A 17543-nucleotide genomic window follows, 5' to 3' on the forward strand; every position below is an offset into this window, starting at 1 on the left:
GTTCTGCTATTCTTTTTCGACATTTGCTGCGCAATGTAGCTTACACTTTGAGCGACTTGCGGATGGACAGCGTACTGCCCAGAATACCAACCAATACACCAAGCCCGATCAGAAGCGTTCCCATCAGCGGCCAAATCTCACTGAGCGGAACCAGATTAAGCATCTGCATAAAGACATCCTGACCAATAGTCGCCATCAGGCGGCTGTATCCGAAGAAGAGCACACCCACTGTAACAATTGAACCGATAAGTCCAATCAATGCCCCTTCAATAAAGAAAGGCCAGCGAATAAAGGTGTTGGTTGCACCCACCAGCTTCATAATGCCAATCTCCCGGCGGCGTGCGAGAATCGTTACGCGAATCGTATTCGAGATCAGGAACATGGACATGAGACCCAGTCCCCCGACAAAAATAAATCCGATGTTCCGAACAAGCTTCGTAAATTTGAACAGCACTTCAACCGTTTCCTTGCCGTAGTTTACTTTCATAATCGGCTTCTCCGGGTGCTTCTCGTTCAATGCTTCAATCTTCTGTGCTACAAATGTGACCGTCTCCGGCTCAATCACTTTCACTTCAATCGTATCCGGCAGTGGATTGTTATCCACATCAAAGCCGCTTAATACATTATCTGCGCTTGATCCAAGACGTTCGCGGAACTCCTTGAGCCCTTCCTCCTTGGAAACAAAACGAATCTCGCTGACCTCAGGCATCGCGCTGATCTCCTGCTGCAGCGTATTACGCAGGTTCTCGTCCACATTCAGCTCCAGAAACGTACTGATCTCCACCTGACTATCTACCTGATTCGCCATGGAGTTCACGTTGAGCACCAGCAGCATAAACACGCCAAGAATAAACAGAGAGACGATGATCGACATGACGGATGCCACTGACATCCAGCCATTGCGGAATACGTTCTTGAAGCCCTCCCGCAGATGCCGCAAGAGAGTACTAAAATTCATAACCGTACTCCCCTCTCATCTGATCCCGTACAATCTGTCCGCGTTCAATGGCGATAACCCGTTTACGCATCGTATTAACAATGTCCTTGTTGTGCGTAGCCATCACAATTGTCGTTCCCCGGAAATTGATCTCGTCCAGTAGCTGCATAATGCCCCATGACGTCTCCGGGTCCAGATTCCCTGTAGGCTCGTCCGCAATAATAACCGAAGGATTGTTGACAATCGCACGTGCGATGGCAATCCGCTGCTGCTCTCCGCCGGAAAGCTGTGAAGGCTCACGATTAGCCTTGCTTCGCAAGCCTACAAGATCGAGCACTTCCATGACCCGTTTCTTGATATGACGCTTGGGTGCTTCAATAACCTCCATCGCAAAAGCAACATTTTCAAAAGCGGTCATCTTCGGCAGCAAACGGAAATCCTGGAACACTACGCCGATGTTGCGGCGCACGTAAGGTATTTTTCGTGGTTTTAACTTGCCAATATTAAATCCGTTAATGGATATTTGCCCTTTGGTCGGCACTTCTTCTCTGTACATCAGCTTCATAAATGTCGATTTGCCTGCACCGGATGGACCCACGATATAGACAAATTCATTGCGGTCGATCTTCACCGACACCCCTTGTAATGCGTGGGTCCCGTTGGCATAGGTCTTCCACACGTCCTGCATTTCTATCACATCATCACTTCCTGCTCACATAGTTAGCCATTATGATTTCGACACAATCCCGGCATTTCCTTTAAAAAGACCTGAAATTCATCAGGAAAAATCCACGGTTCCCCTCTTATGCTGGTGAAGCATGGATTCATATGAAGTTTATTGTAACAAATTTGTTACCTATTGAGTACCCGAAAGTTTTCCACCCCTGGATCATATAGATAGATAATGTTACGAATTCCGAAACAACAGAAGCCAAAAGGAGCGTTCGGTTATGAAAAAAATTCATGTTACGGTCATCGTCCTGTTCTCCCTGCTCTTGATCGGCTCCGCGTCCTATGGATTGCTCTATATGTACGTGAATCAGCCCAATTTGCCCAAAGGTGTGAAGGTCGGCGGCTGGGAAATGGATGGCAAACCACGAAAGGAAGTGCTGACAGAGCTGCGCATACGCATCCAGCAATTGCAAGACTGGCCTGTTACTCTTGAGATCGCTGAGCCAAGCCCGATCACAATGGCACATACCGCAGGTGAATTAGGGGTGAGCTACCACGCAAACAGCTTCGCAAATGCTCTAAAAGAGCTGGAGGAGGGCAACCTGTGGGAGCGCGCATACGCAAGGTATCAGTTTCCCGAAACCTTCCCTTTGGATATGACCTATAACGAACCAACATTCAAGCAACTGCTTAGCCCTGCCTGGGAAAAAGAAACCTTCGGTACCCCGACGGAAGCCGTGCGCCGCATAACCGCAAATGATCAAGTACAGTACATTCCGGAGAAAAGCGTACACCGGATTGATTGGAAAACCCTCTCCACCCTTTTGCAGACGAAGCTGCACCGGAAACTAAGCGATATACATGAAGGTGCAAAGCCAGATCCCATTCGCATTCCTTTACCCTTATACCTCCTGAAACCCGAGGTTACGATTAACTCATTGAAGCAGGAAGGCATCGACCGCAAAATCATTCAATTCTCCACGAGTCTGGGCAACAGCAGTACAGGGCGGGTACATAATGTCAGCGCTGCGGCTCAAGCGATTAACGGCATGATTTTGCCGCCCGGAGGTGTGTTTGATTATGAGAAAGTCATTCGTAAAGCGGAGAAGGAATATGGCTTTCGGGAGGCTCCGGTCATCGTCAATGGACGACTTACACCGGGAATCGGCGGGGGGATCTGCCAGGTTTCCAGCACCGTATATAACGCTGCCCTGCTGACAGGGCTGGATATTGTAGAGAGACGCAATCATTCGCTGCCGGTTAAATATATTCCGAAGGGACTCGACGCCACCTTTGCGTCAGGAGCAATTAATTTCCGTTTCAAAAACAACACTGAAAAATCATTATTGATTCAAGCGAAGGTGCAGGGCGGGCGCATGGTTGTGAAGTTTTTTGGCACATTTCCCGAGAATGTCAGCTATGCGCTGGAGTCCCGTACCATTGAAACGCTGAGCGTGCCCGTAAAATATGTATCCAGCAACGTGCTGCCCGATGGGGCCCAGCAGGTGCTTCAGAATGGACAGCCTGGTTATATCGTCGAGACGGTTCGCATCAAAAAAGTAGATGGCAAAGTGGTCGAGTCCAAAACGATCTCACGTGACACTTACAAGGCACAGAGCCGACTGATCGCACGCTCAGGTCACATCAGCATGCCTGATCCGAAACAGCCATCTATAGTGGAGGACGGCATTCGTGAAAGTAATCAGCCTTAAACTTAGGCATACAACAAGTAGAACGAGAGAACTTTACACTTGGCACTCCGAGGTTAAATAACTCCTGTCGCTTTCCTCTCCGTGTTTGTATAAATGAAAAGTTAAATTTATATAGGAGGTCGAATTATAAACGAGGGCGAGCTGGGTTCGTTGGTTGTCAGCCAATTCGGAGGAAAAGCGGCCAAATGGATGTGAACTTTCCCCCAAGCCAGCCGATATCAGGTGAGATGATCGCTCAGGCCGCTAACGATTCCCAGAAGCCTTATTCCGTGCAAAATGGGTCGTTTGAAAATGTAACGATTCCTAGGAACGCTATTTCGCTGGAAATCATGTAAAAGTGGTGGAAACGGCATCATTTTAGGGAAATAGCGTCTCGTGAAATCGTTAGAATTTCAGGAGGGTCTAATTCGTGTAAATAACGTTTCCTGGAATCGTTAGCGGCGAGGTCAGCAACCGCACTGCGTGCAGCTCCCAGCATGCAGTGCCCTGCTTCATGACGAGGGTGGTCAGCCTATACGGAGTTTAGTTCAAATCTGGTTAGAGTCTGATTAAATCGTGTGCAGTAGAAGGTTACCGCGAGTTACTACTACAACCATGCCCATCACCCATCCAGCTCACAGCAAAAACCATTCCAACACGTAGCTACATCAGGTATACATTCAAAAAAAGACACCTTCTCATGCACATTACAGCATACATGAGAAGGTGTCTTTTTCGGAGTTAATGAGAATGAGTCTTTTCAGGATCTATTTTAATTCGTGATACATTTCCAAAAATTAAAAGTAAAGAGACTGGTGTGTGTCTGAAAAAGCTGAAGTTGTTGAATTTTCGTTCCAAGCCATGAAGTTTCCCGCAGGCATGCCGGAACACATCAACGGAAGGGTACGCAGCAGGGGGCGAAAAGACGGTAAAAGATGCACTTCAGTGGGTTTCAAGACACGCCCTAGTAAAGCTTGAAATGACTCCGTCTAATTCCTTGCTTTAATGCCCGGCTGTATACTCATGCTGCTCTTCGCCCACAACCATCTTCTCGTTGCCCATGAAGAACGAAGCAAGCAGCGCAAGTGCCGCAGGAATTACAGCCCATGCAAACAGCTGCACAATGGAGGATGACAACGCGTGAGTAATTGCCTCCAGAACCTGCGCAGGAATTCCTTGCCTTAGTTCTGGTGATAACAGAGCGTGTGGGTCCGTCAGATCCATTCCGGCAGGCAGACCGCCAGCAGGCGCTCCAGCTGATGCGCCAGCTTCTCCGGTCGCACCAGCCATGCTGTCCGTCATTTTACGCGTGAACACCTGGCTCTGCACAATTCCAAAAATCGTAATGCCCATCGTCATCCCGAGTGAACGCAGGAAATTCAGCGTAGAGCTGGCCGCTCCTCTTCTACGCGGCTCAAATGCATTCATCGCTGCATTGCTCAGCACGGAGAACGAAGAACCGACACCCAGACCAATCATAACCATGTACACCCGAATGGTCCATAAGGAGGAATCCTCGTCCAATGTAGTCAGCAGGCCCAGACCCAGAACCAACAGTGCCAATGTAGGAATCATAATGTTGCGATACTTGGTTTTGGTCATAAGCACACCGCCCATGGAAGCCGTCACTACAGAACCCAGCATCATCGGCAGCAGAACAAGTCCCGAGTTGGTCGCTTTGCCGCCGAGTACACCCTGGATGAATATAGGGATATACACCGATGCCGTAATAAATGCAGCCCCGCTAAACATCGCAATAACATTGCTTGACCAGTATACGCGCTTGCGGAACATGCTGAACGAAATAATCGGCTCCTTCGCTTTGCTCTCTGCATACAGGAAGAGCAGTGCCAGCACGACGAATCCGGCGAATAACCCTAGGATCTGCGGGGAGTCCCAGGCATATGTTTTGCCGCCCAGCTCCAGTCCGAAGATCAGGCAGACCACCGCACCGATCAATGTCACAGCACCCATCCAGTCAATCTGCTGCGACTGGTGCTGATGGGATTCCTTATAGAAAAATGCGATAAACAGGAACGCCACCAAGCCAAGCGGAAGGTTAATGTAGAAGACCCATTCCCAGGTTGCATATTCTGTAATATATGCCCCAAGCAGCGGTCCAAACACGCTCGAAAGTCCAAATACCGCACCAAACAATCCACCCAGCTTGCCCCGGGCTTCCGGTGCCACCACATCAAACATAATGGTAAAAGCAATCGGCACCAGTGCTCCTGCACCAATCCCCTGAATCGCTCTGTACATCGTCAGTTCCACGATGGATGTCGCTGTTCCGCATAAAGCCGAACCCAGCATAAATACGATAATTCCAAATACAAAAAACTTCTTGCGTCCATACATATCGGACAGCTTGCCAAAGATGGGCATACCCGCCATCTCCGCTACCATATAAGCAGAGGTTACCCATACAAACTTGTCTAGTCCGCCGAGCTTGCCGACGATATCCCCCATCGCCGTAGCTACAATGGTATTATCCATTGAGGCCATCAATATGCTGAGCAGCAGCCCTGCCAGCACAAATCCAATTTTATTATTACGTGCAGCCATTGTTGTTAATCTCTCCATTCCCGTTCTATATCATATGACTGCATTAGTATATCCGAAAAGCAACAGCAAGCAATCAGTCCAAGGACCGATTGCTTTGTGGTAAAACCTTCTACCTGTGGAGGATAACTCGTTGCCAGATATATCGCCATTTAAATCTAGCAGTCTGCCCTCAACCTCTAGCAGAGCAGCATCTAGATTAGCTGGCTGTGTCCTACCTTTGCTTCAGGATCAACCGAAAGCTCGCCAGAATACTCTACGATGCGAATATTACAGCCGCGCCCGATATGAACTCGGGTACCCCGAACCGTATCTGCTTCGGTATCCTCGAGCACAATTTCATCCCCTTCGATGAGCTGCGCCCGGAAGGAAGGTGCACCACCCAACCCAAGTGCTTTCCAGAAGCCGCTCCGTTCCTTGCGCCGAATATCGATACGCTCCCCGCCTACTTCTCTCGCGGAAGAAGACGTATATAAACGAATCTGCACACTGTCTGCATTAAGCAACCCGCCTACCTTGATATTGCCTTGAACGCTGATTACTTCACCCTGAACATCTCCATCAATTGTTGCCATACCGCCAATATCGATGCGTTCACCATCCACTCTGCCGCGTACATTACATTTTCCGTTCACCGTTAATTCAGGCGTAGACAGGTCACCATTAATCGTGGTCATGCCATCGATCCGGACTCGGGAGCTGTCCAGTGCACCATTGATCGTACACATTCCGTTAACCGTAGTATGTTCAGCACGAGCCGGGCCGTGAACCCCAAGCGTTCCATTCACATCAAGGGACTGAGTGCGCATTGCCCCCTCCACCTTGGCCATTCCGTTAACCGTTGTGCTTTCGGAGGTTAGGGAACCATAGATTTTCAAAGTTCCGTTAACGCTCAAGGAGAAACAATCCAGGTCTCCATCGAGTTTGGCCATACCGTCAATATTAACCCGGTGATAACTCCCCCCGGTCGTTTTCCGTGATCCTGTAACGTTCAGATCGTTTCTCAAATGACGTTCTTCCATGCATAACTCCCCCTCAGCCCAATTTAAGTTTCAATTCTTCCATAAATGATGCCAGCGGAATGCGCAGTACCACTTTTACGCCTTGATCAAAATAAAGCTCTGCTCCCGCGCCCACCAGCATGAAGGCAGGTACGCCCATCTTGCGAATCAGCAGCAGTTCGCTCGCACGGTCACGGAAGCGATAGTAATGTTCAGACATCACATCAATCAGCAACATGCCTTCCTGCTGGGTAATGTCTCCGCTGAGCAGCAGCTTCTCCAGCACATACAGCATCATAATCTGTTCCAGGCCATATAATGACTGCTGCCTTCCGGTTTCGTTTAACAAATCCAGTGCAGATAATGAAACAATGTTTCGATCCAGCAGCTGCTGGTCAGACATCTCCACCTCACCGAGTGTTGGCGAGAATACATCAGCCAGTTCATCCAGCGATAATCCGTCTTTCATATGAATGATCTTGTCAATTCGCTGTAAAATCTGTTGTTTCGGAAAGAACGTTTCTTGTCCCGTAAACGAAGACTTCCGAATAAACCATTCCTCGGGAATGAGGTTTTTCCGTTTCCAGCGATACAATTGACCATATGAAATGCCTGTCAGATCAAGCAGTTCTTTTTTGGAGATCAAATCATCCGTCATATCCGGACCCCCTTTTCACAAAAATAGTGTAACAAAACATTGTTACGTTGTAAAACAAAATGATTGAATGCGTTTTCGAAAATGTCATTGCGTTCGCTATATTTTAGTTATAACCTTTGATTACAGGCTAATCTTCAATAATGAAAGGGGTTACTTTTTAATGGCACTCATCAAATGTGAATTTTATTCGGACACGCTCGGACTAAGCACCAGTATGCATGTGATTCTGCCTCAGCAAACCCATAGTCAGATCGGCATGCACAATGTCACCGGTTCTGGTCTGCACCCTACCCTGTATTTGCTTCACGGTCTGTCTGATGACGACTCCATCTGGCTTCGCCGCACGTCGATCGAACGTTATGTTGCCTCTCTTGGCATTGCTGTCGTTATGCCTCAGGTTCACCGCAGCTTCTACACCGATATGGCCGAGGGAGGACGGTACTGGACCTTCATCAGCGAGGAATTGCCCGCACTTGCCCGCTCGTTCTTCCCGCTATCTCCTCAAAGAGAAGATAACTTTGTTGCAGGACTGTCGATGGGCGGGTACGGGGCATTCAAGCTGGCTCTTCGCAAACCGGATCAATATGCTGCTGCCGCAAGCCTCTCAGGCGCTCTGGACATGGCTGCTCATATGAACAACGAAGTACCTTCGGCCTTACAGCGGGCCGAGCTGTTACGTATCTTTGGACCCGAATTTGCCGGTTCGGATAACGATCTGATTCATCTGCTCAAGGAAAGCAAAAACAGTCAGGGCTCACGTCCTCTCCTATATCAATGCTGCGGAACAGAGGACTTTTTATATGAAGAGAATCAGACATTCCGCAAAGCCTGCGCAGAGACCGATTTCGAGTTAACGTATGAGGAAGAGCCGGGCGAGCATGAATGGGGATATTGGGATATGAAAATTCAGGATGTATTGAAGTGGCTGCCGCTGCCTAAACAGGGCTGAAGAACCGTTACAGCCCCGACTTAAGATTCAACAAAACAGGCCTGGGATCAAGCTGTATTCCATGAGTTAGTGTCATGTCGTTCTTGACGATGACGATCCTTGGAGGCAGCTCTTCCCGGCCTGTTTTTTTATCCGAATCTGTATATTTCCACTATGTTAACCAATCCGATTTCCCCTCTTCTGGCAGCAAAGCTTTAATTCGAAAAGCCATCCGAAGGCGCAGCGTTTCTTCCGGATCCTTCAGACTGCGGCCAATAATCTCCTCACATTTTTCCAACCGATAAATCACTGTATTGCGATGAATGTACAGCCTTTTTGCCGTCTCGGCAAGATGACAGTGCGTTTCCAGATAGACAGACAGGGTATGGAGCAGCATCTTGTTGTCCTTGAGCGTTTCATCTTCAAAGCCCTGCATCGTATCCATATAAAATTTCCTCAGATGCTCTTGGGGGATCAGACGCAGAATTTCCGGCACTTCCTTGGGCTGGTATAGCTCTATAAAACGTTTCTTTCCCGTAATGCCTCCGAAATAGAGCGCTTCATTCGCTTCTTTGTAGGACAAAGGAATCTGGGGCAGCGACTGGGCGTAACTACTGAAGCCAAAGGACATGTCCGACTCGTAATATGCTGCAATTTTACTCTGCAGACGTTCCAGCAGCTCAATGAAGAAAGGCCGGATTACTTTCCATTCCTCGGTCAGTTGCATCAGTAAAATGTAGGATTGATCGTAGGTATATACATGGATCGGATAACGAAACTGAGCCACTTCTCCTTCAAGATACTCAGCGATCTGATCCTGCTCCGCCTTGTACTGCAGAAACGAAGTCGTTCGATCCTTATTGTTCAGCTTGCCGACTGCACAAATATATCGTTGGTCATTAGACAGCCCAAACTCCCGTCCCCGACTGGCAATCTCTTCACTGCTGGAGAATACACCCCCAATGAAATTCGAAAAAAATTCATTCTGGATGCGGCGGCGATTCTGCTTCAGGGCATTGTCCTTCATTAATTCAAACGCAATAACGTTGGTCGCTTGTTCAATGGTCAGGATACTCGAACGTTCAGAGGGCGGCACAAAACCTGTAATACAGAGGTAGTGCAATTGTCTATGCGTATAAACAGGAAACAGCGTTAACGTCTCACCTTTCTCTCCTAACAAGGAAAACGCCGAGAAGGTGGAAGGCGGCACGTAGAAACGCATGCCTGCGGATAAAATTTCCTCAAGCTGCACAGCCGTTCGGGGTGACAAGCGACCAAAGACAGGCTGCAAATAGGGGCCCAGCAGAATGACAGGCAATTTCAGCAAGGAGGACAGCTGATCCAGCAGCTTGGGAACCCCCTGGCCGCTCATAATCTGCTGCGTGAACTGTCTGTGCGTCTGTATAGCATGGTGCAGCTGTGCCGTCTGTACATCGAGAATATGATTAAGCGCCTTATTGACAATATCCCCAAGCGAAGGCTCCACGGGCAGCTCCAAAAGAGGCAGATGCAATTCGTCTGCCAGCTGAACGGCTGATTCAGGTATGCTCCCCAGAAATCTTTTGCTTTTGATACCCAGTCCCGCGCATTCCTGACGGCCCATCTCCCGAATCAGTTCTAATAAAGCTGGCAGATCATCCTTGAAGTGAAAAGCCGTTGTGATCAACAATTCACTCCTTTTCAGATAAGGAATGATATCAGGAGCATCCATCATATTTACCGTATGAACTTCCCTGTTTAAACCCAGCTCTCCCCCCACAATGGTTGTCCCGTTGAATATAGGCAGCTTTAGCAGGTCATTTATTTTCATCTTCCCCACCCCTATGGTTAACATACACAATGAATTGAATGATTCTTCTACATTTTCGTGAATGATTTCTATTATTTTTTATTTTACGATTAATTACACGCAATGCCAAGTCAATTAATATAACATCAATTGGAAAGCTTGCACTGCCGGAATGGGGGTTATTGCATTTGATGATTAAACAATTGAAACCATCTGCCTTATCTGCGCAGATTGAAGACATGGTTGAATGGCTGGCCTCGTACGGATTAGAACAAAGCGGTGGCGTAACCCGTTTACTCTATGACCAAGCTTGGAGTTCAGCTCAGAAGGCAATCCAGGCGAAAATAGAACAGCTCGGACTTACGGCGCGTTACGACGATGTCGGCAATTTATTTGGCCGGCTTGCCGGAAAAGATCCTGAAGCCAAGGTTATATTAACCGGCTCTCATATCGATACCGTTACAGGTGGCGGCAAATACGACGGAGCGTTCGGAATTGTCGCTTCACTCCTTGCCGTAGAATATTTGCTGACGCATTACGGTCAGCCACTCAAACCGATTGAGATTGTATCACTGTGTGAAGAAGAGGGAAGCCGTTTCCCCATGACGTACTGGGGTTCAGGAAATATAACAGGAGTAAAGGATCGGAATACCATCCATAACGTCAAAGACGCAAATGGAATATCACTTGAGCAGGCGATGCGGGATGCAGGGTTTGGATCAGGCCTTCATTCGCCCCCCAAGCGTACTGACCTTGAATGCTTCATCGAATTACACATCGAGCAAGGCGAAGTGCTTGAACGTGAGGGGAAATCTATCGGGATCGTCAGCCACATCGTCGGGCAGCGCCGCTATAACATTACGGTGTACGGCGAGAGCAATCACGCGGGAACAACACCTATGCAATGGCGCCAGGATGCGATGTTCACCGCCGCTGAAATGATTCGCCTTTTGACGCATCGCGCCAAAGCAGACATGAGCGGACTTGTGGCTACTGTCGGACATATGGAGGTCAAGCCGAATGTAGGTAACGTTATCGCACGCGAGGTTACCTTCAGTCTGGATGTACGCCACAGTGATGCGGGTACCATTGAGCAATTTTGCGAGACATGCTTTCGTGAATTCGAGACAATCGCGGCTGAACACGGGACACGAGTCATGTATCATAAATGGATGGATGAACCGCCGGTCGCGATGGATCACACATTAAACGAGGCGGCTGAAAACATCCTGAGGCGCGAGGGAATCTCTTATAAACGGATGACCAGCGGCGCAGGACACGACTCACAGATCTTCGGAACCTATTGTCCGACAGCTCTGCTGTTTGTACCCAGCCGGGGCGGAATCAGTCATTCCCCCGCTGAATTTACCCACACGGAAGATTTGCAGCGCGGTGTGCTCCTGCTCATCGACCTGTTATATAAGCTGGCATATTGAATGAACAATCAGGAGGCGATTACGAGATGACACAGTATCGGGAAATTAATGCACCTTTGAGAACGATTATGACGCCCGGCCCCGTTGAGGTGGACCCTAGAGTTCTTCGAGCCATGAGCACCCCTGTTTTGGGTCAATTTGATCCGGAATTTACCCGCATGATGAATGAAACGATGGATATGCTGCGGCAAACATTCCAAACAACAAACCAATGGGCTTTCCCCGTAGACGGCACTTCACGTTCAGGCCTGGAAGCCGTGTTATGCAGTCTGATTGAGCCTGGCGACAAAGTGCTTGTACCCATCTTCGGACGCTTCGGGCATCTGCTGACCGAAATCGCCGAGAGACAAGGTGCCGAGCTCCATCTGATGGAATGCCCATGGGGACAAGTATTCGACCAGCAAACGGTGATCGACGAAGTGAAACGGGTTCAGCCGAAAATACTGGCAATCGTGCACGGCGAAACATCCACAGGCTGCATGCAGCCATTAGACCTGATCGGTCCAGCCTGCCGGGAGCTTGGTGTACTCACGGTAGTGGACGCCGTCGCTTCCATTGGAGGCACCCCGGTCAAAGTGGACGAATGGCAGCTGGATGCGGTGATTGGCGGAACCCAGAAGTGCATCTCTGTTCCTTCCGGCATGGCGCCGGTCACCTACAACGAGCGGGTGGAACGTATTCTGACGAGCCGGAAAAAGGTGGAACGCGGCGTTGCACTGGATAGCGATCGCCGGGATGTCGCACATCCGATCCGCAGCAATTATTTTGATCTCAGTCAGCTGCAGGACTACTGGGGACCGCGCCGTTTGAATCATCACACCGAGGCAACCTCCATGCTCTATGCACTGCGCGAAGGTCTGCGTATCCTGCTTGAGGAAGGACTCGAAGCACGTTTCGCTCGCCACAAACTGCATGAACAGGCACTAATGGCCGGCATACGCGGTATGGGACTCGAGCTATTCAACGATGTGGCATGGAAGCTTCCAGTCGTAACCTGTGTAAAAATTCCGGCAGGTGTTGATGGCGAGGCTGTGCGTACCACTCTTCTGAAGCAGTTTGGCATCGAGATCGCCAGCTCGTTCGGCCCATTGCATGGGCAAATCTGGCGAATTGGAACGATGGGCTACAGCTGCCGGAAGGAAAATGTACTCTTCGTCCTGGCTGCACTGGAAGCCGTGCTTATTCGGAATCAAGCTCCAATTGTCATCGGGCGCGGCGTGCAGGAAGCTCTGGACATTTACGAACATGCCGATTCCTTATGTTAAATATGATCACTAAGGCGCTATATCTATAGATGAGGAACTAAGTCGAACTAATCTATAGATGTTATCCAGGAGAATCCATATACTTCCGATGCATCTGTCCTGCACAAAGCTTTTCACTCAACCGTTAACGGTTCCCAGAAGTCTTATTCTGTGCAAAAAGAGTTATTTGAAAATGTAACGATTCGCAGGAACGCTATTTCGCTGGAAATCATCCAAAAGTGGCGGAAATGGCATCATTTTGGCAAAATAACGTCTCGTGAAATCGTTAGAATTTTGAGATGGTCTAATTCGTATAAATAACGTTTCCTGGAATCGTTAGCGTAATCAGCAACGTAGAGGGAGTGTAGTTCAGTCTGGTTGGAGATTGCAGTGTAAAAGATTAAGTCAATCTATATGCACCGCTAATAAACTTTGTAATGGCGCAGGCAAGAAGGATTCCGGGAATTACCGGAATCCTTTTATATCATGGAGCGAATCAACGATGCAGTGAATCTATGAAAAATGGATTCGGTAATCCCGCAGGCTGCTGACTCGAATTCGCAATGCAGACGTTTCAACAATTAACTTTACATTCAGATGGGCAGAACTCCTTATCCATTTAGATATAATCGATCTTTATCTTTAATATTCATTTGAATACACAGACATCTTTATATATGTATTTTTGATATACTGGCTTCTATATGCAGACATTCAGGTTTCTTATAGAGGTACGTTAATGTTCTGTAACTACACACGCTCAACTTATCAACGAAGCGTTAAACGGAAGGTGACACATGGTTCATATCCACTGGCTGCGCTCCGGACTGGCCGGACTGCAGTGGCTTTTCTTTTTATTTACCAATACAGTCGTTATCCCCATTACCGTTGGAGCTGCATTTTCGTTGCCCCAAGACAAAATTCAATTCCTGATCCAATGCTCATTTGTGCTCACAGGATTGGCCTGCGCTGCCCAGGCAGCATTCGGACATAAAAGAGCTGTCATGGAGGGTCAGTCAGGGTTATGGTGGGGTGTTATTCTGAGTCTTGCAGCCGCCGCTCCCTCACTGGGCATATCACTAACCCAGCTGGGAGGCAGTCTGGCTGTCGGAATAATGATCTCGGGCGCGATCACAATTCTCATCGGTTTATGCAATCTGGCTGAGCCATTTTCGAAGCTGTTTACGCCGGGCGTGATGGCTGTGTTCATGTTTCTGCTCGCCTGTCGGTTGAATATCATTTTTCTCGAAGGCATGCTCGGCATTTCGTCAGCTTCATCTGCTGAAGGCAAAGTGATCCAGCCGCTCGTCTTTCTTCTGGCTGCAGCCGTAGCTATCTTTGTTGTTGTCCTGTCCGTGAAAGCGCGACCGGCCATCGGACAGTACGCTTTGTTAATTGGCATTTTGGGCGGATGGATACTGCACATTTCTATCTTCGGCAGCACAAACGAAGCATCAAACGTCGGCACTGCGGGAACAGGCTGGTTTCCGCTCGGAGCCCCCTCGGACGGACTGAACGCAGGTGTAGTGACTATTGCCATCATTACCGGCCTGATTAACACCTCGAATACGTTCGGGGCCCTGAAGGGCACAGATCAGCTATATGAACGGGAAACGTCTGGTCATCAATATAAACGATCCTTTACAATAAGTGGTGTACTTGCGGTGATCTCCGGTTTGCTGGGGCTGGTGCCCTATGCCCCTTATGTCTCATCCATCGGATTTCTCCAGCAGACCCGCATCCGTGATCGCATGCCGCTTGTCATTGGCGGTCTGCTGTTCGCAGCGATCGGGCTGGTCCCGGCCATCAGCAATGTGCTGACCACACTGCCGCTCAGTATCGGAAGTGCCGTACTGTTCGTAACATACCTGCGACTGTTAGGCTCCTCGCTGCAGTATTTCGGACGCATTCATATGAATGCAGCGAACCTGTATCGGACAGCCGCACCGTTATTCACAGGCATTATCGTTATGGGCTTGCCATCTGACGCTTTCGTTTCACTGCCTCCTTTGTTACGCCCCCTGCTTGGCAACGGGCTATTAGTAGGCATATTACTTGCATTGTTATTAAATCAAGTTCTCTCCAGCTCTCCCCGGAGTATGCTGAATCCAAGTATGAATACGAAAGGAGAACAACCATGAGCGTTTATGACGAGAATCAATCCGAGGTTTTGCTGCCACATTCAAATAAAACAGGGCACACTCCCCCGTCTGACCGTTGGGGAGCATATGTAAATGCCGGATTAAGGCTGCCTGCCATGCAGTCCGGCCCGCTCAGTGGACTGTCTTTTGCCGTGAAGGATGTCTTCGACATCAAGGGTAACACCAGCGGGGCAGGCAACCCGGATTGGCTGCGCACACATCCTCCGGCAGAATCCACCGCTCCGGCACTGCTCGCCTTATTGCAGAGCGGCGCTGCGCTTGAAGGTACAACTCAGACGGACGAGTTGATGTACAGCCTGAACGGGGAAAATGCCCATTACGGAACCCCGATCAATCCTGTTGCTCCTGATCGAATCCCGGGCGGATCATCCAGCGGTTCAGCTGTTGCAGCAGCAGCCGGACTGGTTGATTTCGCCATTGGCACCGATACCGGCGGTTCTATACGCATCCCATCTTCCTATTGTGGTCTATATGGCTTTCGTCCGACACACGAGACTGTTTCCACAGAAGGGCTCATCCCGCTTGCCCACAGCTTTGATACCGTTGGCTGGATGAGCCGGGATGTCAACATTTTACTCAAGACAGGTCGTGTCCTGTTAAAAGAAAACCTCGCAGCTCCTGAAGACGCAGCAGCACTTCAGACCGATATCAGAAACGATGCACAGCACCCGTCTGACCTTGATTTTTCACCCTTCACCCACTATTATATCGCGGCAGAAGCGTGGAACTTGCCAGAAGCAGCAGACCGCTCCCTTCTACTTTCGAGATTGCATCAGCTTCCGGGTTGGCAGCCGGATTACACGACTACAATACAGCTAACAGAACCCGGCGAAAGCTTGGCAGACTGGTCAGCAGCCTTCCGCGTTCTTCAGGGGCTCGAAATTGCGCAAGAACATGGCGAATGGATTGCCAAGGAGCAGCCCACATTCGGCCCAGGTATCGCAGAACGCTTCGCATGGGCCGGGCAACTGGAACAGTCTGCAAGCACTGAAGAAGCGAACCTTCGCGCTCGTGTCAAACAAACACTGGTGGATCTGCTGGGAGAACAAGGATTGCTCGCGATTCCAACCGCACCCGGGCCGGCGCCCCTCCTTGGCCTGAAAGGTTCCGAAGCCGAAGCTTACCGCGCCAAAACGATGCAGCTCTCTTGTATTGCCGGGCTTTCCGGCCTGCCTCAGATTACTGTGCCCGTCCATCGACCGGATGGACTGCCTATTGGCTTATCATTCATTGGCGGTACACATACAGACCTGAGACTCCTGCAATGGGCAGCCAAGCATTTTACAGAAGAGGTGTGCAGATGAAACTGGTAACGATTGAACACGAAGGCCGGGAGCAGGCTGCTTTCTGGACCGAACGCGGCGTTATCCCGATGAGCTGGCTGAATGATCAAGCAGGCACAGACTGGAACACTGAACTTTTCGCCTTACTGCAGCACAACCAGTTCACCGAGCTTCGTGACTGGTATGACAATCAGGGTCAGGAGAAACTCTCCTCTCTGCCTTATCTTCCAGCGAATGAAGCAACCTATCGTGCACTGTATCGCAGACCAGGAAAAATCATCGGGGTTGGCCTGAACTATCGAGAAAAGGCGATCGAGCTCGCTGGACGGGCAACCGAGGAAGAACCTGTGATTTTCATTAAACCGGATTCGACATTGATTGGTCCCGGGGAATCAATCCGATTGCCGGGCAAAGCAGGTCAGGTTACGGCCGAAGCTGAGCTCGCTCTGGTCATTGGACAAACATGCAAAAACATTCAGGAAGAGCAGGCCATGAGTGTCGTGGCCGGTTTTACAACGTCTCTTGATATGACCGCCAAGGACATTCACGCACGCAACCCGCGATTCATGCAGCGAGCCAAGAGCTTTGATACCTTCCTGAGCCTTGGCTCCTCCATCTCCACGCCTGACGAATACAGCAATCTGGAGGCTCTTGAGATTAAGACAGTGCACAATCGGCTTGTTGCGCACAGCAATACGGTTAGCAGCATGATCTTTTCTCCTGCCTACTTGATCGCTTTCCTCTCCGATGTAATGACACTGCATGCAGGAGATATCATTTTGACAGGAACTCCGGGTTCAGTCCCTATTCAACCGGGCGATACAACAGGCTGCGAAATTGCAGGACTCATGCAGCTAAACAATGTGGTTGAGGGCTAAACCCGAACATTCACAGGCATCTTTTACAATAAATTACGCTTATAACACCCCCACTCCTCTAAAATAACATCATATGTCATATTTTTTCATGCAAATTCAACAGAAATTTAGATGATAATCTACGTTTTTGTCAATGAAATGTGCAATCAAGCTGATAAAATAAGATATATGAAGTTTAGGTAAGGAAACATAACATATAAAAGTTATTATACCTTACATTTTTTTTTATATCATTCATGGTGTGGATGCAGACTGCACGAATCACTCGTAACCTCGACATCGTTCAGCCCCTGCATACCCCA

General features: G+C 49.1%; 14 protein-coding genes. 8 read left to right on the forward strand and 6 right to left on the reverse strand.

Annotated elements, in window-relative coordinates; genetic code table 11:
* Positions 1-40: 40 nt before the first annotated feature.
* Positions 41-958, reverse strand: a complete 918-nt coding sequence (ftsX, locus tag ACQSGY_RS11910) for a permease-like cell division protein FtsX (RefSeq protein ID WP_289376719.1) — start codon at positions 956-958, stop codon at positions 41-43.
* Positions 948-1634 (reverse strand): cell division ATP-binding protein FtsE, encoded by a 687-nt coding sequence (ftsE, locus tag ACQSGY_RS11915; protein ID WP_056693908.1) that lies wholly within the window; start codon positions 1632-1634, stop codon positions 948-950. The genes ftsX and ftsE overlap by 11 nt, the downstream gene beginning before the upstream one ends.
* Positions 1635-1887: 253 nt before the next feature.
* On the opposite strand from ftsE, the gene ACQSGY_RS11920 reads away from it, so the two are divergent.
* Positions 1888-3321 carry a VanW family protein gene (locus ACQSGY_RS11920; RefSeq protein ID WP_427052046.1) on the forward strand — a complete coding sequence of 478 codons (1434 nt, stop codon included), beginning with the start codon at positions 1888-1890 and terminating at the stop codon, positions 3319-3321.
* A 185-nt stretch (positions 3322-3506) separates the two neighbouring features.
* The gene (locus ACQSGY_RS11925) at positions 3507-3656 is read left to right on the forward strand and encodes a hypothetical protein (protein WP_427052047.1); all 150 of its coding nucleotides are present in this window, start codon (positions 3507-3509) and stop codon (positions 3654-3656) included.
* 646 nt (positions 3657-4302) lie between these two features.
* Here ACQSGY_RS11925 and ACQSGY_RS11930 read toward each other — a convergent pair.
* The 3 genes from ACQSGY_RS11930 to ACQSGY_RS11940 form a co-directional block, all read right to left on the reverse strand.
* Positions 4303-5865 carry an MDR family MFS transporter gene (locus ACQSGY_RS11930; RefSeq protein WP_427052212.1) on the reverse strand — a complete coding sequence of 521 codons (1563 nt, stop codon included), beginning with the start codon at positions 5863-5865 and terminating at the stop codon, positions 4303-4305.
* Positions 5866-6056: 191 nt separating this feature from the next.
* Positions 6057-6884, reverse strand: coding sequence for a hypothetical protein (locus ACQSGY_RS11935; RefSeq protein ID WP_426333545.1), 828 nt, complete (start codon positions 6882-6884; stop codon positions 6057-6059).
* Between the two features lie 13 nt (positions 6885-6897).
* Complete coding sequence (locus ACQSGY_RS11940) at positions 6898-7521, reverse strand: YhbD family protein (protein WP_184184855.1); 624 nt, start codon at positions 7519-7521, stop codon at positions 6898-6900.
* 160 nt (positions 7522-7681) lie between these two features.
* On the opposite strand from ACQSGY_RS11940, the gene ACQSGY_RS11945 reads away from it, so the two are divergent.
* The gene (locus ACQSGY_RS11945; RefSeq protein WP_427052048.1) at positions 7682-8470 is read left to right on the forward strand and encodes an alpha/beta hydrolase; all 789 of its coding nucleotides are present in this window, start codon (positions 7682-7684) and stop codon (positions 8468-8470) included.
* 151 nt (positions 8471-8621) lie between these two features.
* Here the strand turns inward: ACQSGY_RS11945 and ACQSGY_RS11950 are convergent, their stop codons facing one another.
* Entirely contained in the window at positions 8622-10259 is a 1638-nt protein-coding gene (locus tag ACQSGY_RS11950) for a PucR family transcriptional regulator (RefSeq protein WP_427052049.1), read from the reverse strand.
* A 170-nt stretch (positions 10260-10429) separates the two neighbouring features.
* On the opposite strand from ACQSGY_RS11950, the gene allC reads away from it, so the two are divergent.
* From allC to ACQSGY_RS11975, 5 genes are all read left to right on the forward strand, one after another.
* The gene (gene allC, locus ACQSGY_RS11955) at positions 10430-11674 is read left to right on the forward strand and encodes an allantoate deiminase (protein ID WP_427052213.1); all 1245 of its coding nucleotides are present in this window, start codon (positions 10430-10432) and stop codon (positions 11672-11674) included.
* A 26-nt stretch (positions 11675-11700) separates the two neighbouring features.
* The gene (locus ACQSGY_RS11960) at positions 11701-12939 is read left to right on the forward strand and encodes a pyridoxal-phosphate-dependent aminotransferase family protein (RefSeq protein ID WP_427052050.1); all 1239 of its coding nucleotides are present in this window, start codon (positions 11701-11703) and stop codon (positions 12937-12939) included.
* Positions 12940-13715: 776 nt separating this feature from the next.
* Complete coding sequence (locus ACQSGY_RS11965) at positions 13716-15059, forward strand: uracil/xanthine transporter (RefSeq protein ID WP_427052051.1); 1344 nt, start codon at positions 13716-13718, stop codon at positions 15057-15059.
* Positions 15056-16384 (forward strand): amidase family protein, encoded by a 1329-nt coding sequence (locus tag ACQSGY_RS11970; protein WP_427052052.1) that lies wholly within the window; start codon positions 15056-15058, stop codon positions 16382-16384. Before ACQSGY_RS11965 ends, ACQSGY_RS11970 begins: the two co-directional genes overlap by 4 nt.
* Positions 16381-17241: a fumarylacetoacetate hydrolase family protein gene (locus ACQSGY_RS11975; RefSeq protein WP_427052053.1), complete on the forward strand. Its 861-nt coding sequence runs from the start codon at positions 16381-16383 to the stop codon at positions 17239-17241. Before ACQSGY_RS11970 ends, ACQSGY_RS11975 begins: the two co-directional genes overlap by 4 nt.
* The last annotated feature ends 302 nt before the right edge of the window (positions 17242-17543 follow it).

The sequence above is a fragment of the Paenibacillus sp. TC-CSREp1 genome (genome assembly GCF_050171015.1).
GTDB lineage: Bacteria > Bacillota > Bacilli > Paenibacillales > Paenibacillaceae > Paenibacillus > Paenibacillus silvae.